Here is a 21,246-nt window from a genome sequence, read left to right as displayed (position 1 = left end):
ATCATTATCTATGTTCTTTGCCATAAAAAACCCCAAGAACTGGGGTTTTTTAGTCAGGTAGGTTTTACACCAAACCTTTGGCCTGCAATACTTTCAGCATGGTTGAACCGAGCTCGGCCGGGCTACGGGTATAAGCCATTCCGGCACGTTCAAAGGCAGCAAATTTCTCCTCTGCGGTTCCTTTACCGCCAGAAATAATCGCGCCAGCATGGCCCATGCGTTTGCCTTTTGGTGCGGTTACACCGGCAATATAGCCCACCACAGGCTTGGTCACATGCGCCTGAATGTATTCGGCTGCTTCTTCTTCGGCTGTGCCGCCAATCTCACCAATCATGATAATGGCTTCAGTTTGAGGATCGTCCTGAAACAGTTTCAGACAGTCAATCTGGTTCATGCCCGGAATCGGATCACCGCCGATGCCGATACAGGTCGACTGGCCCAGACCCAATTTGGTGGTTTGCGCAACCGCTTCATAGGTCAGCGTTCCTGAACGCGAGATAATCCCGATTTTCCCTGGCTGATGAATATGACCTGGCATAATCCCGATCTTACATTCGCCCGGGGTGATAATACCCGGACAGTTCGGGCCAATCAGGCGTGTACCATTACCATTGGTTTCCAGATAGCGTTTGGCTTTTAGCATATCTAGGGTCGGTACACCTTCAGTAATTACCACAATCAGTTCAATACCGGCATCGACTGCTTCAACAATCGAGTCCAGTACAAAAGGTGCGGGTACATAAATCACCGAAGCATCGGCCTGAGTTTCACGAACTGCCTGCTTCATGGTGTTAAATACTGGCAGGTCTAAATGGGTTTGACCACCTTTACCTGGAGTTACACCGCCGACAACACGCGTGCCATAATCCAGCGCCTGAGCCGAATGAAAGGTTCCGTTTTTACCAGTGAAACCCTGAACCAATACTTTTGTGTCTTTATTTACTAATACGCTCATGATGCATCTCCTTAAGCTTTTACCGCAGCAACAATTTTTTCTGCAGCATCGGCCAGGCCATTTGCAGAAATTAAGGTCAGGCCAGATTCATCCAGTAATTTGGCCCCCAGTTCAGCATTGTTTCCTTCCAGACGTACCACCACCGGCACGCTGACATTGACTTCCTGAACTGCTGCAATAATCGCTTCCGCAATCATGTCACAACGTACAATCCCACCAAAAATATTGATTAATACTCCCTGAACCGAATTGTCGGCCAGAATAATTTTAAATGCTTCAATCACGCGCTCTTTGGTTGCACCGCCACCGACATCAAGGAAGTTGGCCGGTTGACCACCATACAATTTGATGATGTCCATGGTTGCCATGGCAAGACCGGCACCATTGACCATACAGCCAATATTACCTTCTAGCGCTACATAGTTCAGATCGAACTCAGAGGCTTTCAGTTCGCGCTCATTTTCCTGACTCTTGTCACGCAGCGCCGCCACTTCCGGCAAACGGTACAGCGCATTGGAATCAATGCCAACTTTGGCATCGACACATAAAATTTCACCGTTTTCACGTACAGACAGCGGGTTAATTTCAAACAGGGCAAAATCGTTTTCAATAAAGGCCTGATACGCCGCGGTCATGATTTTGACAAACTGGTTGATTTGTCCATCTTTTAAGTTCAGGGCAAACGCAACTTCACGTGCCTGAAATGGTAATAAACCGACTAGAGGATCAACTTCAACTTTAATAATTTTTTCTGGGGTTTCTTCTGCGACTTTTTCAATTTCGACCCCACCTTCGGTTGAGGCCATAAAGGTCACGCGACGGCTAGAACGATCCACCACGGCACCTAAATATAATTCACGCTCTACCGGATAGACATCCTGGGCCACCAGAATACTGTTCACCGGCTGGCCATTGGCATCGGTCTGATAAGTGACCAGTCGAGTACCGATCAGCTGATTGGCATACTCTGCCGCTTCTTCAGCCGATTTCACCACTTTCACACCACCCGCCTTACCACGGCCACCCGCATGCACCTGGGCTTTCATGACAGCGAATTTGCCACCGAGCTGTTCAAATGCCTGTACTGCTTCATCTGCATTGGTTGCAAGCAGACCTTCCTGCACCGGCATACCATATTTTTTTAATAGCGCTTTGGCTTGGTACTCATGTAGATTCATTTATTTACCTTTTACTACTTTTCACGTTTTTTTATGACTCGCTAAAACTCCAACATCCATCGTCGTGAGTATTAACATTTATACAGTTTTATCGTTTTAGTTTTAGATGATTATTCAAACAAAAACAACCACCAAATGAAAAAGAGCGGTCGAAACCGCTCTTTTTTTATTTATTTACGCTTACGCTGAATCGCGTGGATGGCACGTCCATCGACGGCCAGTGCCGCTTCGTGCACCACCTCAGAGAAGGTTGGGTGACCGAATGTCATTAATTGTAAATCTTCAACTGAAGATACAAATTCAAGCGCGATCATACCTTGGTGAACAATGTCAGACGCCGCAGGTCCAATCACGTGCATACCCAGTAAACGATCTGTTTTAGCATCGGCAACGAACTTCACGAAACCAGCACCTTCACCGGCAGCTAAAGCCCGGCCGTTGACTGCGAAACCGAATTGACCGGTTTTCACTTCATGACCTTTTTCTTTGGCCTGCTCTTCTGTTAAACCTACCCACGCCGCTTCAGGGTGTGTATAGATGACAGAGATGATGGTGTCATAGTTCACTTGAGCAGCATGACCGTGAATACGTTCAACTGCCATTACGCCTTCTTCCATGGCTTTGTGTGCCAGCATTGGACCGCGTACCAAGTCACCAATTGCGTATACGCCTTCAACAGAAGTCGCACACCAGTCGTTCACTTCAACCAGACCACGTTCAGTCAGTTTGATACCACAGTCATCAGCCAGTAAGCCTTCAGCATACGCACGACGACCCACACACACGATCAGCTTGTCGAAAGTCTGTTCTTTCTCTTCGCCGCCTTGGGTGTATTTTACAGTTACTTCACGACCGTTGACTTCAGTGCCAGACACTTTCGCGCCTACACGGATATCCAGACCCTGTTTGGTCAGCAGTTTCTGGTAGTCTTTTGCCAGCGCTTTATCCGCCATTGGCAAGAAGGCATCCATTGCTTCAAATACAACAACTTCAGCACCTAGACGACGCCATACTGAACCAAGCTCCAGACCGATCACGCCGGCACCAATCACACCTAAACGCTTCGGTACTTCAGGGAACTCAAGCGCGCCAGTAGAGTCAACAATAATGTCTTGATCAACAGGAGCTACCGGAATGTTCACTGGTACAGAACCAGACGCAAGAATTACGTATTTTGGTTCTAGAACCTGAGTTTCACCTTCGTGAGGAACAAACTCAACTTTCTTACCCGCCAGTAATTTACCAGTACCTTTTAACCATTCGATACCATTGCCTTTCAGCAACTGGTCAATACCGCCAGTCAACTGGTCAACAATCTTGTCTTTACGTGCCAGTAATTTAGACAGGTCAAAGTTTACTTCACCTGTCGTAATACCATGATCAGCCAGGTGATGAACGGTATCTTCATAACGGTGTGAAGAATCAAGCAGTGCTTTAGACGGGATACAGCCCACGTTTAAGCAGGTACCACCTAAAGATGGTTTACCTTTGTGGATGCGTTTTTCGATACATGCCACTTTAAAACCAAGCTGAGCCGCACGAATGGCTGCTTCATAACCGCCTGGACCACCGCCAATAACAACTAAATCAAATTGTTGAGACATTTTTATCTCCAATCAATCTCTCTAAATCCCCCCTTTTGCTCAAGGGGGAACCTTTCCCCTCTTTTTTAGAGGGGTTAGGAGAGATTTTTAATTAATAAATTATAAGTCAAGGATAAGTTTAGCTGGCTCTTCTAACAATTCTTTGATTGTTACAAGGAAACCTACCGCTTCTTTACCATCGATTAAACGGTGGTCATAAGACAGCGCTAAATACATCATTGGCAAGATTTCAACCTGACCATTGACTGCCATAGGACGTTCCTGGATTTTGTGCATACCCAGAATAGCAGTTTGTGGTGTATTCAGAATTGGCGTAGACAGCAGTGAACCGAAAGTACCACCGTTAGTAATGGTGAATGTACCGCCAGTCATGTCTTCAATCGCAAGTTTACCTTCACGTGCTTTCGCAGCATAAGCACCAATGCCAGATTCAACTTCAGCGTAGTTCATACGGTCTGTATCACGTAATACAGGAACCACCAGACCACGGTCAGAAGATACAGCTACACCGATGTCATAGTAACCGTGATAAACGATATCGTCGCCATCAATTGATGCGTTGACTGCTGGGTAACGTTTTAGCGCTTCAGTCGCAGCTTTTACGAAGAATGACATGAAGCCAAGACGCGCACCGTGGCGTTTTTCAAATGCGTCTTTATATTGCTTACGCATTTCCATGATTGGTTTCATGTTCACTTCGTTGAACGTCGTCAACATTGCAGTTTCTTGAGTCGCTGCAAGTAAACGTTCAGCTACACGCTTACGTAAACGCGTCATAGGAACACGTTTCTCGATACGCTCGCCTACTGCTGCAGTTAAAGGCGCAGCCGCTGGTTTCGCCTGATGGTTTGCCACATCTTCTTTGGTGATGCGACCGCCACGGCCTGTACCTTGTACGTCAGCAGCGTTGATACCTGTTTCAGTCAATGCTTTACGCACTGCTGGTGCCTGGTCCGCAACTGGTTGAGCACGCTCAACTACAGGTGCTGCACCTGCTTCAGTTTTCGCAGCGGCCTGTTCAACTTTCTCTTCAGACTGAACTGCTTGAGTTTGCGCAGCGCCAGATACAGCACCTTCTTCAAACTGTGCAATCACTTCATTTGAAAGTACAGTATCGCCTTCATTTTTAATGATTTGAGCAATCGTACCGTCTGCAGGAGCTACAACTTCCAGAACAACTTTGTCAGTTTCAATGTCACAGATCACTTCATCACGTGATACTGCTTCACCTGGTTGTTTGTGCCAAGTCGCGATTGTTCCATCTGCAACTGACTCTGGAAATACCGGTGCTTTAATTTCGGTTGCCATTACTTCGAATCTCCTGTTATTCAACTACGATCGCAAGCGCGTCATTGATGAGCTGAGCTTGTTGTTTTGCATGCAAATATGGTGAACCACACGCTGGAGCGGCAGAAGCCTCACGACCAGCAAAGCTGATACGAACCTGTTTACCAGCTTTCATCACGTCATCATATAGACGCGGCGCGATGAACAACCAAGCACCTTGGTTCTTCGGTTCTTCCTGAGTCCAAACCAGTTCTTTCACGTTTGGATAAGCTTCAAGAATTTCCGCAATGCGTTGTTCTGGGTATGGATACAACTGTTCAATACGAACAATTGCCGTGTTGTTCAATTCTTTTTCACGACGTTTTTCAAGCAGGTCGTAATACACTTTACCACCACAAAGTACCAGACGGGTCACGTCGGCCTTGTTGATGTTGCTGTCGATTTCGTCAATCACGGTCTGGAAGGTACCAGTTGCCAGCTCATCAAGAGATGAAGTTGCCAGCTTGTGACGCAGCAATGATTTCGGTGACATCACAATCATTGGCTTACGGATTGGACGAATTGCCTGACGACGTAAAGCGTGGAAAATCTGTGCTGGTGTAGTCGGGGTAATCACTTGCATGTTGTCTTCAGCACACAGCTGTAAGAAACGTTCTAAACGTGCAGATGAGTGTTCCGGACCTTGACCTTCAAAGCCGTGTGGCAGCAACATGGTTAAACCACATACACGTTCCCACTTGGTTTCACCAGAGGCGATGAACTGGTCAATCACCACTTGCGCACAGTTAGCGAAGTCACCAAATTGTGCTTCCCAAATGATCAGACCGTGTGGAATCGTGGTCGCATAACCATATTCAAATGCCAGTACCGCCATTTCAGACAATAGCGAGTCATATAAAGCAAAACGCGGCTGGTTTTCTTTCACATGGCACAATGGAATATAAGTTTCGCCATCAACCTGGTTATGCAGTTTGGCATGACGGTGCGAGAAGGTACCACGACCTACGTCTTCACCAGTAATACGTACCAGGTAACCCTGATCTAGCAGTGTTGCATAGGCTAGAGTTTCAGCAGCACCCCAGTTCAGCGGCATTTCGCCGGTCTGCATTTTCAGACGTTCGTCAATCACTTTAGACACCTGACGCTGCATCACGAAACCTTCTGGAAGTTTACGCATGCCTTCACCAAGCTCTTTTAAGCGCTCAGCCGGGAAAGTGGTATCCCATTCGTCAGTGTATTCATGGCCCAGGTACGGCGTCCAGTCCACAAACATTTTCTTGTTCGGTTCAAGAACCAGCGCATTGGCAACGTGATTACCTGCTTCAAGATCGGCACGGTAGTCTTCAACCATTTGGTCTGCAGCAGCGCGATCTAATACGCCCTGTTGTACTAGTTGGTCTGCATACAAAGTACGTGTAGTGGCTTTCTTGTTGATCACCTGATACATCAGTGGCTGGGTTGCAGATGGCTCATCCGCTTCGTTGTGACCACGACGACGGTAACAGAACAGGTCAATCACTACGTCTTTACGGAAAGTATGACGGAAGTCGTGTGCCAATTGCGTTACGAAGATTACTGCTTCAGGATCATCACCATTCACGTGGAATACTGGCGCCTGAACCATTTTCGCGATGTCGGTACAGTATTCTGTAGAACGCGCATCACGTGGATCAGAGGTAGTGAAACCAACCTGGTTGTTAATTACGATGTGCACAGTACCACCCACGGTATAACCGCGTGTTTGTGACATCTGGAAAGTTTCCTGGTTCACGCCCTGACCTGCAAATGCAGCATCACCATGTACGATTAATGGCAATACGTCATCGCCACCAATGTCTTTACGACGTACTTGACGGGCACGTACCGAACCTTCAACCACAGGTCCAACAATTTCAAGGTGCGACGGGTTAAACGCCAATGCCAAGTGAACTTCGCCACCTGGGGTCATTACGTTAGATGAGAAACCTTGGTGGTACTTAACGTCACCCGAACCTTTCTTGTGTAAAGATTTACCTTCGAACTCGCCAAACAGGTCAGCCGGGTTTTTACCCATGATGTTAACCAGCAAGTTCAGACGGCCACGGTGTGGCATACCAATCACGACTTCTTTACAACCAACCGCACCGGCACGTTGAATTAGTTCGTTAACCATTGGAATGAAAGATTCACCACCTTCCACACCAAAGCGTTTTGCACCAACGTATTTATTACCTAAATATTTTTCCAGACCTTCAGCGGCAGTTAAACGCTCAAGGAAGTGTTTTTTCTGTTCTGCATTGAAGCCATACTGACCACGGGCACTTTCAAGACGCTGTTGAATCCAGCGTTTCTCTTTGGTGTCAACAATGTGCATGTACTCTGCACCAATTGAACCGCAGTAAGTTGCTTCCATCGCTTCAACCATTTCGCCCAGCGTGGTATCTGTTTTACCAATCGCCAGGTTGCCTGTGTTGAATACGGTATCTAAATCAGATTTGGTTAAACCGTGCGCAGCAAGATCAAGATCTGGCACTTCTTCGCGTTTTGCCAAACCTAGCGGATCTAATTTTGCTTTTTGGTGACCACGATTACGATACGCTGCGATCAGTTGCAGGACGCCTATTTGACGACGTTCATGCTCAGAGCTTACCGCGCTTTGAGCCACAGACTGAATACGATTTGAGTTGCGACCCAATAAAAGGAATTGCTCACGTACATTGCTATGAGGTTGATCACCTTTTGGGAATTTATCGAAGTACACTCTCCAGTCTTCACCAACTGACTCTGGAGACGTTAAATACTGCTCATAAAGTTCTTCAATATACGCTGCACTATCAGCGGAAAGTTCAGTGTCAAGACGCAGAGCGTCAGCAACTTCTTGCATTTGTGGACCCATTTCCTATTGCAAAAACATTTTTCAGGATGCTTTTTAAGCAAAACCCATGATTGATAATGTCAAATTGGTAACATGACATTCGTCCCCATTCGACAACTGTCATGAGGCGTTATCACTACATTAGGACTACCCAATGTGAATAATGAATCATAACGCCCTGATTGGCATCATCACTCATTTTATACTCGGCCAAAACCGAGCAATTTTTTTGCAAATCGACTTAGAAAAATTAATTCGGCAAATTAGCTTTTCTAAATAGGTTTACTCTAATTTCTGGCTTTCTACATCTCTTTAAATGTTGAAAAAATGTACATAAATTCAACCTCAATTTTTAAATATAGAAGTTTATTAATCGTAACATGATCTCCAACTCTCAATTGATTTTTTTGACGTATACCCCCTATAAATTGGCGAAATACAAGAAACATATTTTGCTCTAACATATGGTGCTTTATTTAATAATTAGAAGCAATTAAGACCAAAGTCCAACGGCTTCTTTATTCCATAAAACAAAAGAGAGCACATCTTTCAATCTGCCCTCTTCAACTTGCGTTATATAATAACATCTTGCACCACTTTTTGCAGTCTCATGCCCCATTTCTGGGCGTATTAAAACAAAATACCATCACTCTATTACACTTTTTTAGAAGATTGATTTAAAACTATTCACCTGCACTTTTCATACCCAGTTTGTATGCAGCAATGCATCTCATCAGACCAACCCCATTCAAGTGTTCAATAAAACAGCATAAAAAAAGCACATCCAGAGATGTGCTTTTTGAATTCACCAAACTGGCGTTCAGATTAACCCGCAGTATCCAGAAGCATGTTACGGATGTGACCGATTGCTTTGGTTGGGTTCAGACCTTTCGGACAAACTGACACACAGTTCATGATGCCTTTACAACGGAACAGCGAGAACGGGTCATCAAGACGCGCCAGACGCTCTTGAGTTGCAGTATCACGTGAATCGATGATGAAGCGGTAAGCATTCAACAGCGCTGAAGGACCCAGGAATTTGTCCGGGTTCCACCAGAATGATGGGCATGAAGTTGAACAGCATGCACATAAAATACATTCATACAAGCCATCTAGGTGCTCACGGTCTTCCTGAGACTGTAAACGCTCTTTTGGTGGCGCAGGCTGGTTGTTGATCAAGAATGGCTGAATCTTGTTGTACTGGTCGTAGAACTGATTCATATCAACAACTAGGTCTTTGATCACTGGCAGACCTGGTAATGGACGAATGGTGATTTCATTTGGTAAATCGTTCAGGTTCCAAAGACACGCCAAACCGTTTTTACCATTGATGTTTACACCATCAGAACCACAAATACCTTCGCGGCAAGAACGACGGAACGTTAAAGTTTCGTCTTGTACTTTCAACGCCAAAAGTGCGTCAAGCAACATACGATGCTTATCAGTCAATTCCAGCTTGAATGTTTGCATGTACGGTGCTTTATCCTTATCAGGATCATAGCGGTAGATATGAAATGTACGAGTACCTCTACTCATCTTGTTTCTCCTGATTAGAATGTACGTGGTTTAGGTGGAATAGCTGCAACAGAAAGCGGCTTGTAACGTACTGGTTTGTACTCAAGACGGTTGTCTGCAGAGAACCACAGAGTGTGCTTCATCCACTCATCATCACGACGACCATAAGAATAAGTCGGGTGATCTGGTGGTAATTCAAAGTCTACAACAGTGTGCGCACCACGACATTCTTTACGCGCAGCAGCAGAAATCAAGGTTGCTTTTGCGACTTCGTATAGGTTTTCAACTTCTAATGCTTCTACACGTGCAGTGTTGAAGACTTTAGATTTGTCTTTCAGGTGGATATTGCGAACACGTGGTTCAAGCGCAAGAATCTGTTTCACACCTTCTTCAAGCAATGCTGAAGTACGGAATACACCTGCGTGATCCTGAACGATGTTACGAATTGCATCCGCAACTTCTTGAGCGTTTTCACCTGAAGTTGATTCGTCAAGTTTACGAATACGGTTCAGCGTGTTTTCAAGTACAGTTGTAGGTAGTGGTTCGTACTCGCCATCGTGCTGTTTAGTTACATACTCAATGATATGTTGACCAGCCGCTTTACCAAATACCACCAGGTCAAGCAGTGAGTTAGTACCTAAACGGTTTGCACCGTGTACAGATACACATGAACATTCACCAATTGCATAGAAACCTTTTACAGGTTTCGCAAAGTCACGGCCTTCTGCATTTGTAGAATATGTGTCAGTGTCTTTGTCGTAGTTAGCAACCAGTGGAGTCGTTTCACGAGATTCTGGAACAACAACCTGACCATGAATGTTGGTCGGAATACCACCCATTTGGTAATGGATTGTTGGTACAACCGGAATTGGCTCTTTGGTACAGTCAACGTTCGCGAATTTCTTGCCAATCTCGAATACAGATGGCAGACGTTTCATGATCGTGTCAGCACCCAGGTGCGTCATATCCAGCAAGATGTAGTCTTTGTTTGGACCACAACCACGGCCTTCTTTAATTTCCTGGTCCATAGAACGTGATACGAAGTCACGTGGCGCCAAGTCTTTTAAAGTAGGAGCATAACGTTCCATGAACGGTTCGCCAGAATCGTTACGAAGGATACCACCCTCACCACGACAGCCTTCCGTTAACAATACGCCTGCGCCCGCAACACCTGTTGGGTGGAATTGCCAGAATTCCATATCCTGTAATGGAATACCTGCACGAGCAGCCATACCAAGACCGTCACCCGTGTTGATATACGCGTTAGTAGAGGCACGGTAAACACGACCTGCACCACCAGTAGCGAATAGCGTCGCTTTAGCTTGGAATACCGCAATTTTACCTGTTTCCTGGTCAATTGCAGTTACACCCAGTACGTCGCCTGCTTCGTTACGGATTAAGTCAAGTGCAATCCATTCAACGAAGAATTGAGTACCCATTTTCACGTTGCTTTGATAAAGCGTGTGAAGCAGCGCGTGGCCTGTACGGTCAGCAGCAGCACATGCACGTGGCACAGCTTTTTCACCGTAGTTTGCAGAGTGACCACCGAATGGACGCTGGTAAATTGTACCGTCTGCGTTACGGTCAAATGGCATACCCAAGTGTTCTAATTCATAAACCACTTGTGGCGCTTCACGCGTCATGAATTCGATCGCGTCTTGGTCGCCTAACCAGTCAGAACCTTTAACCGTGTCATAGAAGTGGTAGTGCCAGTTATCTTCTTGCATGTTACCAAGAGATGCACCAATACCACCTTGCGCTGCAACTGTGTGCGAACGTGTTGGGAATACTTTGGTCAGTACTGCAACTTTCAAACCCGCTTGAGCAAGTTGGTAAGATGCACGCATACCTGAACCACCACCACCAACGATGACTGCGTCAAAAAATTGGTGTGGAATATTTGAATAATCTTCTTTAGGGTTAATCGCGCCCATGATATCTTCCTATCAATTCGCCCAGAAAATCTGGATTGCCCAGATTGCGTATGCAAAAACAGCAATAATCACTGCTGAAGTCAGCACTAGGCGTAAACCTGAAGCTGAAGGACCCATCTGACGAGTAGTCACGTAATCTGTGAATACCTGCCACATACCAATCCATGCGTGTGCAACAAGAGATAAGACTGCCAATAAAGATAAAATCTTCATTGGTAATGTCATCATAAAGCCGTACCACTGTTCAAAGTTAAATCCGCCATTCAGCAGAATCCAACCAAATACCACAACGGTATAAACAGCAAGAACAACAGCACTTACGCGTTGGATAAACCAGTCGCGAGAACCTGAACCCGTTAAACCTGTAGCACTTTTCATTAGAGAACAATCCATACAAAGGCTGCGAGAATACCAATCGCAGACAAGACTAATGCGATAGTAGCTGCAACACGACCACTTTGCAGTTCCTCTGCAACACCAAGGTCAGCAAGTAAATGCTTGACACCAGCGATGAAGTGATAGATTAATCCGGCTACAAATACCCATACGATAAAGCGGACAAAGAAACCGTTAAAGATTTCCTGTACTTCTGCAAAACCTTCTGGCGAAGACAAAGACTTGTCTAATAACCAAAGAAGTACCGGTACGAGTAAAAATACGATGACACCTGAAAGACGGTGTAAAATTGATGCAATAGCCACAGGTGATTTTAAGTTTACTGATAAAACTTGACCCATGGACAAATTGACAGGTCTGTTGCTTTTCACAGCGGGCATCCTGTAAGTAAAAACTCCATCCGGAGTTTGTTGGAATTAATTCGAAGGAAAGCTGGCATTGCTAGGCATTCGAATGCCTATATTCAAAACGACACTGAATTATAAAACGTCAACTATTAAAATACAAACAACCGCACTGGGCTTTTTGAACAAAAAATCCTTAAATAAGAATCATTAACAAATAGGTAATTTATGAAACACATCAACCGGATACATCTTTAAGGCATCATCTCACTGTTTTTTATTAATTTATTTTATATTTCTGCTATTGGTTTTAGCTATAATTGCAATTTTCACCGGACTGAAATATTTAGACTAAAGCAGCACAGTAAATGTCTAGACACTATATTATTGAATCTTTTCACTTTATCTTTGGGTGCCTGAATATTTTTTCCTTGAATATTTGCTATCAGGCAAACAACATGAAATATTTTCAGCGCCCTGCCCGTGCTTCCCGCTTCAGGCCGGCATTTGGATTTTGAGTCTTGCAAAAGCTGACAGATTGCTCTGACTTTACTTGCAATTTCAGCGCATCAGAACAAGTTAACTGGCTGAATGGCTGATTTAATCAGCTATTTTTTAACCAGTTAAACCTAAAAAAATGACAGACTTAGCGCTTTTATTTATGAATAACAAAGCAGCAGCAGAACCGGCAAAGCCCAGCTAAGTTATGAAAAACAGATACATTTCGGAAAGCTTAAAATTCCAGCAGCCTGGCTTTTCAAGAGCTTTTAACGCTAAAAAATTGCTTACAATTAAAGCATTCCTATTATTTTTTTCTGCACCTGTCCGGGAATTTGACTTATTATAGCGCGTCGGTGCTGTGATTTTACTCAGTTTTTCATACGAATATTTTTTGACTAAGCTGCTGTGTCAGCGTCACTTTTTATCCATAAGTATAATTGACAAAATTTCAGTACACACTAATCTTATAGCAAATTTTCGATCCGTCTGATTCGCGCATTAAAAGATTGATACTACGAGTCAGATCAACATTCACCAGGACAGGAGATCTATTGAATGTCTGAAGCAACTGGCAAGAAAGCCGTTTTACAGCTTGATGGCAAAGAAATTGAATTACCAATTTACAGCGGCACATTGGGCCCAGATGTAATTGACGTTAAGGATGTGTTGGCTGCAGGTCACTTTACTTTTGATCCTGGTTTTATGGCGACAGCTTCTTGTGAATCTAAGATCACATTCATTGACGGTAACAAAGGTGTTCTGTTACACCGCGGTTACCCGATTGATCAATTGGCGACTAAAGCTGATTACCTGGAAACTTGCTACCTGTTATTAAACGGCGAGCTTCCAACAGCTGAGCAAAAAGAAGAATTTGACGCGAAAGTTCGTAACCACACCATGGTTCACGACCAAGTTAGCCGCTTCTATAACGGTTTCCGTCGTGATGCGCATCCTATGGCGATCATGGTTGGTGTTGTGGGTGCATTATCTGCGTTCTATCACAACAACCTGGACATCGAAGATGTTAACCACCGTGAAATCACTGCGATCCGTTTAATCGCGAAGATTCCTACTTTAGCGGCTTGGAGCTACAAGTACACTGTGGGTCAACCATTCGTTTACCCACGTAACGACTTAAGCTACGCTGAAAACTTCCTGTACATGATGTTTGCTACGCCTGCAGACCGTGACTACAAAGTGAACCCGATTCTTGCCAAAGCAATGGACCGTATCTTCACTCTTCACGCTGACCACGAGCAAAACGCGTCTACATCTACAGTACGTTTAGCGGGTTCTACCGGTGCTAACCCTTATGCTTGTATCGCTGCGGGTATCTCTGCACTTTGGGGTCCTGCGCACGGTGGTGCGAACGAAGCAGTTCTTAAGATGCTGGATGAAATCGGCACTGTAGAAAACGTTGCTGGCTTCATGGAAAAAGTGAAGACTAAAGAAGTTAAACTGATGGGCTTCGGTCACCGTGTTTACAAAAACTTCGACCCACGCGCGAAAGTAATGAAAGAGACTTGCGACGAAGTTCTTGGTGCATTAGGTATCAACGATCCACAATTAGCGTTAGCAATGGAACTTGAGCGTATCGCGCTTTCTGACGAATACTTCATCAAGCGTAACCTGTATCCAAACGTAGACTTCTACTCTGGTATCATCCTGAAAGCGATTGGTATTCCGACAGAAATGTTTACTGTGATCTTCGCGCTTGCACGTACAGTTGGTTGGATCAGCCACTGGTTAGAAATGCACAGCGGTCCTTACAAGATCGGTCGTCCTCGTCAGCTTTACACTGGCGAAGTTCAACGCGACATCAACCGTTAATCCGGTTCGCGTTCAACGACGAAAAAACCACCCGTTTGGGTGGTTTTTTTATGGACATTCAAACTAAATGCGCGTTTCGACCAGACCGAGGCAACGCCAATATTCAGCGCAAAAGTACGTTAAGCTACCTGATAATGCTCCAGATCTAGGCGCTGTAAACGTCGCTTTAACTCGGCCAGTGACCACGGCCAGGCGGCAAAGTTGCGACCATTCTGGTCCAGATAATAACTTTGACAGCCGCCACGGTTAAACACAGTTTTCTGCACATGAGTCTGTACTTTGGCATTGTGGTATTTCAGCACATCCGGCTTGATTTCAATGCGCTTTAAGCCCTTGGCTTTCATTTGCAATAAACCACTGACAATATAGTCCAGTTGCGCTTCAGCAATGCCAATAAAGGAATCATAGACCAGAATATTCGGCCCGAGCACCAAAAAGGCATTGGGTAAATGCTGGATACTGGTGCCCAAAAAGGCTTCGGGTGAACTGCTCTGCCACAGCTCGGAAAGTCGTTGGCCTTGGGCATTCTGCACACGGCGACCAATCGGTGGATGTGACACCTCAAAGCCCGTTCCCCAGATAATCACATCGACCTCATGCCGGTCACCATTGGCGGAAATCACCGTATTGCCTTCAATTTCCACCAAGCCATGCGGAATTAAAGTGCTATTCGGGGCCTGCAAGGCCGGATAATAATCATTGGCAAACAGTAAACGCTTACAGCCGACCGAAAAATTGGGGGTAACCGCCTGACGTAAAGCCGGATCTTTGACCTGTAATTTTAACAGCTGCCGGCTGAGTACATTCACGGGCTCCAACAAAGGTGGATGACGCAGGCCAAAATTAATCAGATTCAAAGATTGCGATACCGCACCGCGCCAACGCTGCTGGATGGCCGGAAACTTGGCCAGTGTACTTTTCATCACCTGATTCAGAGGCAGATCAGGCTTTGGCAGGACCCACGGCGCTGTACGCTGGAAAATATATAACTCTTTGGCCAGAGGCTGAATTTTCGGAATAAACTGAATGGCCGAGGCGCCGGTGCCAATGACCGCAATGCGTTTACCACGCAGGTCATAGGCATGGTTCCAGCGTGCCGAATGGAACATTTCGCCCTTAAAACTGTCGATACCTTTAATTTTCGGCAGTTGCGGCTCGGTAATCGGGCCGGTAGAGAAAATCACGGTTCTGGCCCGATATCGCCCTTTGCTGGTGTTGAGCTCCCACATCTGTTCAGTCTCATTCCAGCGTGCATCTTGCAGTTCATTATGAAATTCAATCTTGGCATATAGCTGAAAACGGGTCGCCACATCTTCCAGATAACGCAGGATTTCCGGCTGCTTGGCAAATAAATGACTCCAGCCATGACTTGGCGCAAAGGAAAAAGAATATAAGGCCGAGGGCACATCACAACCACAACCCGGATAGGTATTGTCCCGCCAGGTGCCTCCTACCCGGCCGGCTTTTTCCAGCACCAGATAATCCTGATAGCCAGCCTGATTCAGTTTATAGGCCGCTGCCAGACCGGAAATACCCGCCCCAATAATAATGGTGTCATAGACCCGGCTTGGCATAGTAGTTGATCTACCGCGCTGCTCAGTTGTTTGAGAATTTGGCTGATTGGCCCCTGCCCTTGCTGATGCTGCACTGGCACTTTTGGCTTTTCGACTAGGCTTTTTGAGCACAAGATCGGCCGGCTCAGCGACCGTTTGCAACGTGACTTGATCATCTTGTTTCATTTTTTTCTACTCAGGATTTTTGTACATATTTATTGAATAATGGATAACCCACACCCAGCAGCTTGGTATATAAACGCGGCGCGGCACGCTTGAACCACCAGAACAGTTTGGCATCTGGCTGTGGAATGGTATACAGCTCGCCCCGGTCTAAATTGTTTAAGGTCTGCGCTACCACCTGCTCACAGCTGACAAAGGCATGATGGGTCAGCAAATGATCTGCCAGTCCCGAATAATGCGCAGGCAAACGGCCATTTTTCATGATATTGGTCGGCACCAGCGTTGGGCATAACACATTGATGCGAATATTGGCGCCACGTAACTCGGCAGACAGGGTTTCAGACAAGGCCAGTACGCTGGACTTGCTGACGTTATAGGCGGTCATTTCCGGCACTGCGGTATAACCAGCAGCCGAAGCGACATTAATAATCGCACCACCACCCTGCTGTTTCAGTTTCGGTACGAAATAATGACAACCGTGGATCACGCCCCATAAGTTGACCTGCATACACCATTGCCAGTCGGCCAGGCTGACTTCATCAAACTTGCCACCCAGCCCCACACCGGCATTATTGATCAGCAAAGTCACCGGATGGCCCAACAGCTGTTCAGACTGTTCAGCCAGTTGCTGCACCTGCTCGGCCACACCCACATCACATTGCAACGCAAAGGCCGCAGTAGCAAACTGGTGTTCAATCTGCTTGGCGGTTGCTTGAGCCGCCGCCAGATTGATATCGGCACAGATCACGCTGCCACCACGCTTGGCCAGTTCCAGCGCAAAACTGCGTCCAATCCCACTGCCTGCACCGGTCACCACCGCATAGGCCTGCTGGCTCAGTCGCACTTTTTTTGCAAATAATCCCATCATCCTTCTTCATCCTTACACTTTGAGCGCCGGGGTAAATTCCTTGACGAAATACGGCGTTAACACCCCGCTTTCCGGATGCAGCAAACGTTCCTTGTAATAGGCTAAAAAGGCCGAAGTATCATGGTCATTCGGATGAAAACCGGGACGCAGATAATCCAGAATATGCGCCCAGCTACTGCCATACACGCCATCTTGCAGACCAAAAATCAGCTTGATGCTACGCGGCAGGTCTTTCCAGTAACTCAGGCTAAACAAATTAGACGGTTTGCGATAAAACGGCACCAGCAGCGAGGCAATGGAAATCAGCACCAGGATGGTGATGAGCGCCGGGAAGAAACCGGCAATGCGCAAGCCATAACTGTTGGATAAAGACTGGAACACATCATAGGCAATGTCTTTGTGTTCCGATTCTTCCAGCATGTGCCACATCCAGATGGCACGCTGCTTTTCATCATGCGACTGGAAGAAAATTTCCTCATGATTCATCATGTACTCGGCCAGCACCGCGGTGAAATGTTCAATGCCAGCCATCAGCGACAGTTTCATCGGCTGTGGCAAACGGTTAAAGCCGTGATCAAAGACAAATCTGGCCCAGGAACGGAACAGCTCAACCGGCAGATCGGCATCCCGAAAGGCATCATTCAGCTCTTCATGCAATCTGGAATGTAGCGCCTCCTGGCCAATTAGGGAGGTGACCCGCTTTTTTAGCACGGGATCATTTAACAGCTCACGATGATAACGCGCGGTGTCAATCACCAGATCTTCGCCATAGGTCAGGAAAATCGACAGCGAGGCAAAATAGGCACTGGCCAGTTCGGCATTCAAGTAAAATTTGGGGTCTATTTCTTCGGCCTTAAAGTCGAATTTCATATGCCGGATTGGGAGGGCAGCCGACTGTTTCTCGGCATCAAAAGGTGTCGCGCTGAAAAAATGGCGAACAGGCTGAGGTAAAAACTGAGCAATCTGCATGGCTATTCTCTTTGTTTTGTCCATTTGAGCCAGGTCAAGACACCGTGGTCATCGACCTGAATGAGACCAAAACTAAGCCAGCCCTGCATTGAAACCAGTTGCCAAAATCGTCATAAAATTGGCAAATCGTGACTTTAAAAAATATTGTCTGACAATTTGCTCACACTTTTTTCCGCAGAGCTCATTTCCTTGTCAATTGGGGTCAGCGCCTATTTGGACACTCTGTCACTGCGGTTACTGGGCAGATAACGCACTTTGCGTTCTTTGGACTGATAAATCCACTGATGATCGAACAGGCCCTGATTCAGATGTTCAAAACGGAAGTTACCAATCGCTACCGCATAAAAACCGGTGCCCTGCTGTTTCTGCTGCTCGACTTGGGCCATCAGTTCTGTCGGTAACTGCCCCATGATGAAATCGGACACCACCAGCACATCGGCATTGTGAAAATTTGGCTGGGCCAGCATCGACAGGGCATGTTCGATGGCGGGAATAACATCGGTGCCGCCATGAAAAGACTGGCTAAGAAAGTGAATCAGATCATCCAGCGAATAGCCTTCGAGTAAATTCAGGCTGGTCAGCTGGGTCGAGAAGTTAATCAGATACATCGGGCGTTTGGCTTTCATGGCCTGAATTGCCAGATACAGACTCATGGCTTTGGCAATCAGCTCCGGCTGGCCGTGCATGGAACCGCTGGTGTCCAGACACAAAATCATCGGGCCTTTTTGCCCCAGACGCTTGTGCCGTGCTGTTTGATCCTGAATTACCCGACTGCTGTGCTGACCTTGCAGGTTAAAGCTCATCAGGTTGGATTCCAGATATTTCAGGTCAAATAAAAGCGCCAGATCGGGATCGGCCAGTAAGGCCAGCTCGCTCGGCAGCGCCAGATTCAAATCCTGCGCCAGCTGAATGCCGGTAATTTCTTCGTGCCAATGCTGCTCCAGCAATTCCAGCTCCTGCTCTGGCCGATGCTGCTGCACGGCCTGGCGCGGATAATGTGCAGGCTGGGCAGAACCGATTTTCTGACACAAGGCTTGCAGCTCACGATCCTCCTGCAAATAGCTGGCCCATTGCTCAAACTGCTGGATATCCTGTGGTTGTAACTGGCCTCTGGAATAGTCAATAAAAATACCGGTTTCGATGCCGGTGGCATCTTTGTATTTGGCCAGTCGCTGCATCTGGCTGAGAAAATCGCGAATCTCATCCAGAAAAGCATCCCGCTGCAAGGCCAGCTGCTCAAATTCCCAATGAGCAATGGCTTCGGTCAGTTTACGTTGCCATTTTTCTGTTAATAACTGTGCCTGTAGCTCGCGCTGTCCGGCAGAGAAAGTAGCGCTTTGAGTCCAAAACGGGCTTAAATCAGGCAGCCCCAGCTGAGCCTGAAAATCCTGATATTGCACCTGCATCTGCTGAAACTCGGCGCTATTGATGGAGGGCTGCGCCAGCCAGTGTTCCAGTTGCTGCTGCACTTCCCTATAAGGATGCTGCTGATCGAGACTGGATTTGGCCTGATAGGCCCAGGCCCGGACTTTATCATCCAGATGCTGACTGACTTTCTGATCATCCAGCCAGTGTTTTAAGGAGGAGTCGGCTAGTTCCTGATACAGCTGTCCGGTCAACTGCTCTAACGCTGTATGCTGACGCTGATGCTGCTGCAGGTCTAGCCTTGACATAGCTGTTCCAGCCGCGCGCAGTCTTGCAGTTGCAGCTGATAGCGCTGTAACTGCTGCTGCACATGCTGTTGTAACTGGGCACTGTCGGCGGCGGCAACAAAGACTGAAGCAAAATGTGCTGACTGGGCATCAAAACGCTGCTGTAACAGGGCTAAGTCTTCGCTCAGTGCATTTTGTAGCTGGGCAAGCTCTCCCCGCAACTGCTGCACCAACTTTTCATCAATGACACGGCGTGCGCTGCCTTTCGGGTATTTAATATACGGTGTGACCACTTCTTCCAGCCCATAATAGCCGCCTTTTAAGGTACAGAGCCGGCCGCCATTAAAGTTACACACGATGCCGCGAATTTCCTCACCGGAAGCATCCACAGCAAAGAAATCCTGTTTGCTGTCCATTTTATTTAATAACAGATACAGCACTTTATCCTGATAATGATGATCCAGGTGAGTCACTGCTCTTAAGTACTCCTTGTCCTGAATCAGATAGCTTTCATAGACATCATCGGTATAGTAAAAAGCGTTCAGCATCTGCTGTTCCAGCTCGTCTTTGCGCTGAATTAGTGACTCCAATTGCAAATCGGCATGCAAGCCAATCTCCAGAATGGCCTGATCAATCAGCTTGTGCATCTCCCGAATATCTTCCAGCTGATTCCACAGGCAGGATTTCAGAAGATACAGATCACTGACCAAGACCTGCGGCCGGCCATTTAAAAATGCCGCAGCTTTGAGCAGATAGGCTACACGTTGCCAGCGCCGGTCCGAAATATAGACCGACAAGCCATCGACATGCTGCTGTAAATACTGGCGAATCAGATCAATCACCTGTAATACCAAAGCCGGCAGCTCAATTTCATGAATCTGTTCGCGCCATTCGGCCAGCTCGGCCTGGGTAATTTTAAGTGATTCATCAAGCTGTAAATGAGCACTGCCCGGTTTGGCTTGTAGCAGCTGATGAAAATTGCCGGCCTGCTGAATGGGTTCGACCACCAGACGCAAAATAAAACGGTCATACAGCGCATCCAGTCCCTGATTCGGTTCAGGAATTTCATTGGATGCACCAATCAGCACACTTAAGGGCACCTGCTGCAGCTGCTCGCCATTTTTAAAGACTTTTTCATTCACCAAAGTCAGCAAGGTATTTAAAATGGCCGGGCTGGCCTTCCAGATTTCATCCAGAAAAGCAAAATCGGCACAGGGCAGATAATGCTCGGTTTTACGGATATAGTGATCTTCTTTTAGAGCTTTAATTGACACCGGGCCAAAAATTTCTTCCGGGGTACTAAAGCGGTTCATCAAATATTCAAAATAGGCATCGACCTCAAAAGCGGCTGCAACCCGTCTGGAAATCAGGCTTTTGGCCGTGCCCGGCAAGCCGTATAAAAAGGTATGACTGCCGGCCACAGCGGCCAGCAAGGTTTGTGCGATCACCTGTTCACGTTCATACATCTGCTGGGACATTTGCGAAATAAGTGTATGAATACGTGCTTTCATCGAATACCTGAACGTGCGCGAAAAACTGCATTGTAACGGTTTGCGGAAATGAAGAAAAACCGGCAAGCCACCGCAGATGAAATTTTTGCTACAAATTTACCTGCCAGTTTTG

At 46.5% G+C, this 21,246-nt stretch carries 15 protein-coding genes; 1 reads left to right on the top strand and 14 read right to left on the bottom strand.

Annotation, left to right across the window (positions count from 1 at the left end; genetic code table 11):
* Positions 1-64: 64 nt before the first annotated feature.
* The 9 genes from sucD to sdhC all read right to left on the bottom strand — a co-directional run bounded on the left by sucD (position 65) and on the right by sdhC (position 12,103).
* Entirely contained in the window at positions 65-955 is an 891-nt protein-coding gene (sucD, locus tag FTT68_RS00990) for a succinate--CoA ligase subunit alpha (protein ID WP_104471739.1), read from the bottom strand.
* 11 nt (positions 956-966) lie between these two features.
* Entirely contained in the window at positions 967-2,133 is a 1,167-nt protein-coding gene (gene sucC / locus FTT68_RS00985; RefSeq protein ID WP_005176263.1) for an ADP-forming succinate--CoA ligase subunit beta, read from the bottom strand.
* 170 nt (positions 2,134-2,303) lie between these two features.
* Complete coding sequence (lpdA, locus tag FTT68_RS00980) at positions 2,304-3,737, bottom strand: dihydrolipoyl dehydrogenase (protein ID WP_045796462.1); 1,434 nt, start codon at positions 3,735-3,737, stop codon at positions 2,304-2,306.
* Positions 3,738-3,836: 99 nt separating this feature from the next.
* Entirely contained in the window at positions 3,837-5,045 is a 1,209-nt protein-coding gene (gene odhB, locus FTT68_RS00975) for a 2-oxoglutarate dehydrogenase complex dihydrolipoyllysine-residue succinyltransferase (RefSeq protein ID WP_104471741.1), read from the bottom strand.
* A gap of 16 nt (positions 5,046-5,061) precedes the next feature.
* Positions 5,062-7,887, bottom strand: coding sequence for a 2-oxoglutarate dehydrogenase E1 component (locus FTT68_RS00970; RefSeq protein WP_180006796.1), 2,826 nt, complete (start codon positions 7,885-7,887; stop codon positions 5,062-5,064).
* 816 nt (positions 7,888-8,703) lie between these two features.
* A complete protein-coding gene (locus FTT68_RS00965) occupies positions 8,704-9,414 on the bottom strand; it encodes a succinate dehydrogenase iron-sulfur subunit (RefSeq protein ID WP_005176256.1) in 711 nt (236 codons plus the stop codon).
* A gap of 14 nt (positions 9,415-9,428) precedes the next feature.
* Entirely contained in the window at positions 9,429-11,327 is a 1,899-nt protein-coding gene (locus FTT68_RS00960; RefSeq protein ID WP_005176254.1) for an FAD-binding protein, read from the bottom strand.
* A gap of 12 nt (positions 11,328-11,339) precedes the next feature.
* A complete protein-coding gene (gene sdhD / locus FTT68_RS00955) occupies positions 11,340-11,705 on the bottom strand; it encodes a succinate dehydrogenase, hydrophobic membrane anchor protein (RefSeq protein ID WP_005176252.1) in 366 nt (121 codons plus the stop codon).
* Positions 11,705-12,103, bottom strand: coding sequence for a succinate dehydrogenase, cytochrome b556 subunit (gene sdhC / locus FTT68_RS00950; protein WP_005176242.1), 399 nt, complete (start codon positions 12,101-12,103; stop codon positions 11,705-11,707). Before sdhC ends, sdhD begins: the two co-directional genes overlap by 1 nt.
* Before the next feature lie 1,020 nt (positions 12,104-13,123).
* On the opposite strand from sdhC, the gene gltA reads away from it, so the two are divergent.
* On the top strand, positions 13,124-14,398 hold the full coding sequence (gene gltA / locus FTT68_RS00945; protein ID WP_005176240.1) for a citrate synthase: 1,275 nt from the start codon (positions 13,124-13,126) through the stop codon (positions 14,396-14,398).
* Positions 14,399-14,517: 119 nt separating this feature from the next.
* Here the strand turns inward: gltA and FTT68_RS00940 are convergent, their stop codons facing one another.
* From FTT68_RS00940 to FTT68_RS00920, 5 genes are all read right to left on the bottom strand, one after another.
* Entirely contained in the window at positions 14,518-15,972 is a 1,455-nt protein-coding gene (locus FTT68_RS00940) for an NAD(P)/FAD-dependent oxidoreductase (protein WP_180056931.1), read from the bottom strand.
* A 175-nt stretch (positions 15,973-16,147) separates the two neighbouring features.
* Positions 16,148-16,999: an SDR family oxidoreductase gene (locus tag FTT68_RS00935; protein WP_180056933.1), complete on the bottom strand. Its 852-nt coding sequence runs from the start codon at positions 16,997-16,999 to the stop codon at positions 16,148-16,150.
* Positions 17,000-17,014: 15 nt separating this feature from the next.
* Entirely contained in the window at positions 17,015-17,971 is a 957-nt protein-coding gene (locus FTT68_RS00930) for a metal-dependent hydrolase (RefSeq protein WP_180056909.1), read from the bottom strand.
* A gap of 209 nt (positions 17,972-18,180) precedes the next feature.
* The gene (locus FTT68_RS00925; RefSeq protein WP_005176227.1) at positions 18,181-19,644 is read right to left on the bottom strand and encodes a VWA domain-containing protein; all 1,464 of its coding nucleotides are present in this window, start codon (positions 19,642-19,644) and stop codon (positions 18,181-18,183) included.
* On the bottom strand, positions 19,632-21,134 hold the full coding sequence (locus FTT68_RS00920; RefSeq protein ID WP_180056910.1) for an AAA family ATPase: 1,503 nt from the start codon (positions 21,132-21,134) through the stop codon (positions 19,632-19,634). Before FTT68_RS00920 ends, FTT68_RS00925 begins: the two co-directional genes overlap by 13 nt.
* Between the last annotated feature and the right edge of the window lie 112 nt (positions 21,135-21,246).

The sequence above is a fragment of the Acinetobacter sp. Q85-2 genome (assembly GCF_013420555.1).
Lineage (GTDB): Bacteria > Pseudomonadota > Gammaproteobacteria > Pseudomonadales > Moraxellaceae > Acinetobacter > Acinetobacter indicus.
Note: the sequence above shows the minus strand (reverse complement) of the source record. Positions and strands in the feature narration are given on the sequence as shown.

Excerpts from the sequence above, each read along its gene's own strand:
- sucD (WP_104471739.1), bottom strand. The coding sequence starts at position 955 with ATGAGCGTATTAGTAAATAAAGACACAAAAGTATTGGTTCAGGGTTTC.
- sucC (WP_005176263.1), bottom strand. The coding sequence starts at position 2,133 with ATGAATCTACATGAGTACCAAGCCAAAGCGCTATTAAAAAAATATGGT.
- lpdA (WP_045796462.1), bottom strand. The coding sequence starts at position 3,737 with ATGTCTCAACAATTTGATTTAGTTGTTATTGGCGGTGGTCCAGGCGGT.
- odhB (WP_104471741.1), bottom strand. The coding sequence starts at position 5,045 with ATGGCAACCGAAATTAAAGCACCGGTATTTCCAGAGTCAGTTGCAGAT.
- FTT68_RS00970 (WP_180006796.1), bottom strand. The coding sequence starts at position 7,887 with ATGCAAGAAGTTGCTGACGCTCTGCGTCTTGACACTGAACTTTCCGCT.
- FTT68_RS00965 (WP_005176256.1), bottom strand. The coding sequence starts at position 9,414 with ATGAGTAGAGGTACTCGTACATTTCATATCTACCGCTATGATCCTGAT.
- FTT68_RS00960 (WP_005176254.1), bottom strand. The coding sequence starts at position 11,327 with ATGGGCGCGATTAACCCTAAAGAAGATTATTCAAATATTCCACACCAA.
- sdhD (WP_005176252.1), bottom strand. The coding sequence starts at position 11,705 with ATGAAAAGTGCTACAGGTTTAACGGGTTCAGGTTCTCGCGACTGGTTT.
- sdhC (WP_005176242.1), bottom strand. The coding sequence starts at position 12,103 with ATGCCCGCTGTGAAAAGCAACAGACCTGTCAATTTGTCCATGGGTCAA.
- gltA (WP_005176240.1), top strand. The coding sequence starts at position 13,124 with ATGTCTGAAGCAACTGGCAAGAAAGCCGTTTTACAGCTTGATGGCAAA.
- FTT68_RS00940 (WP_180056931.1), bottom strand. The coding sequence starts at position 15,972 with ATGCCAAGCCGGGTCTATGACACCATTATTATTGGGGCGGGTATTTCC.
- FTT68_RS00935 (WP_180056933.1), bottom strand. The coding sequence starts at position 16,999 with ATGGGATTATTTGCAAAAAAAGTGCGACTGAGCCAGCAGGCCTATGCG.
- FTT68_RS00930 (WP_180056909.1), bottom strand. The coding sequence starts at position 17,971 with ATGCAGATTGCTCAGTTTTTACCTCAGCCTGTTCGCCATTTTTTCAGC.
- FTT68_RS00925 (WP_005176227.1), bottom strand. The coding sequence starts at position 19,644 with ATGTCAAGGCTAGACCTGCAGCAGCATCAGCGTCAGCATACAGCGTTA.
- FTT68_RS00920 (WP_180056910.1), bottom strand. The coding sequence starts at position 21,134 with ATGAAAGCACGTATTCATACACTTATTTCGCAAATGTCCCAGCAGATG.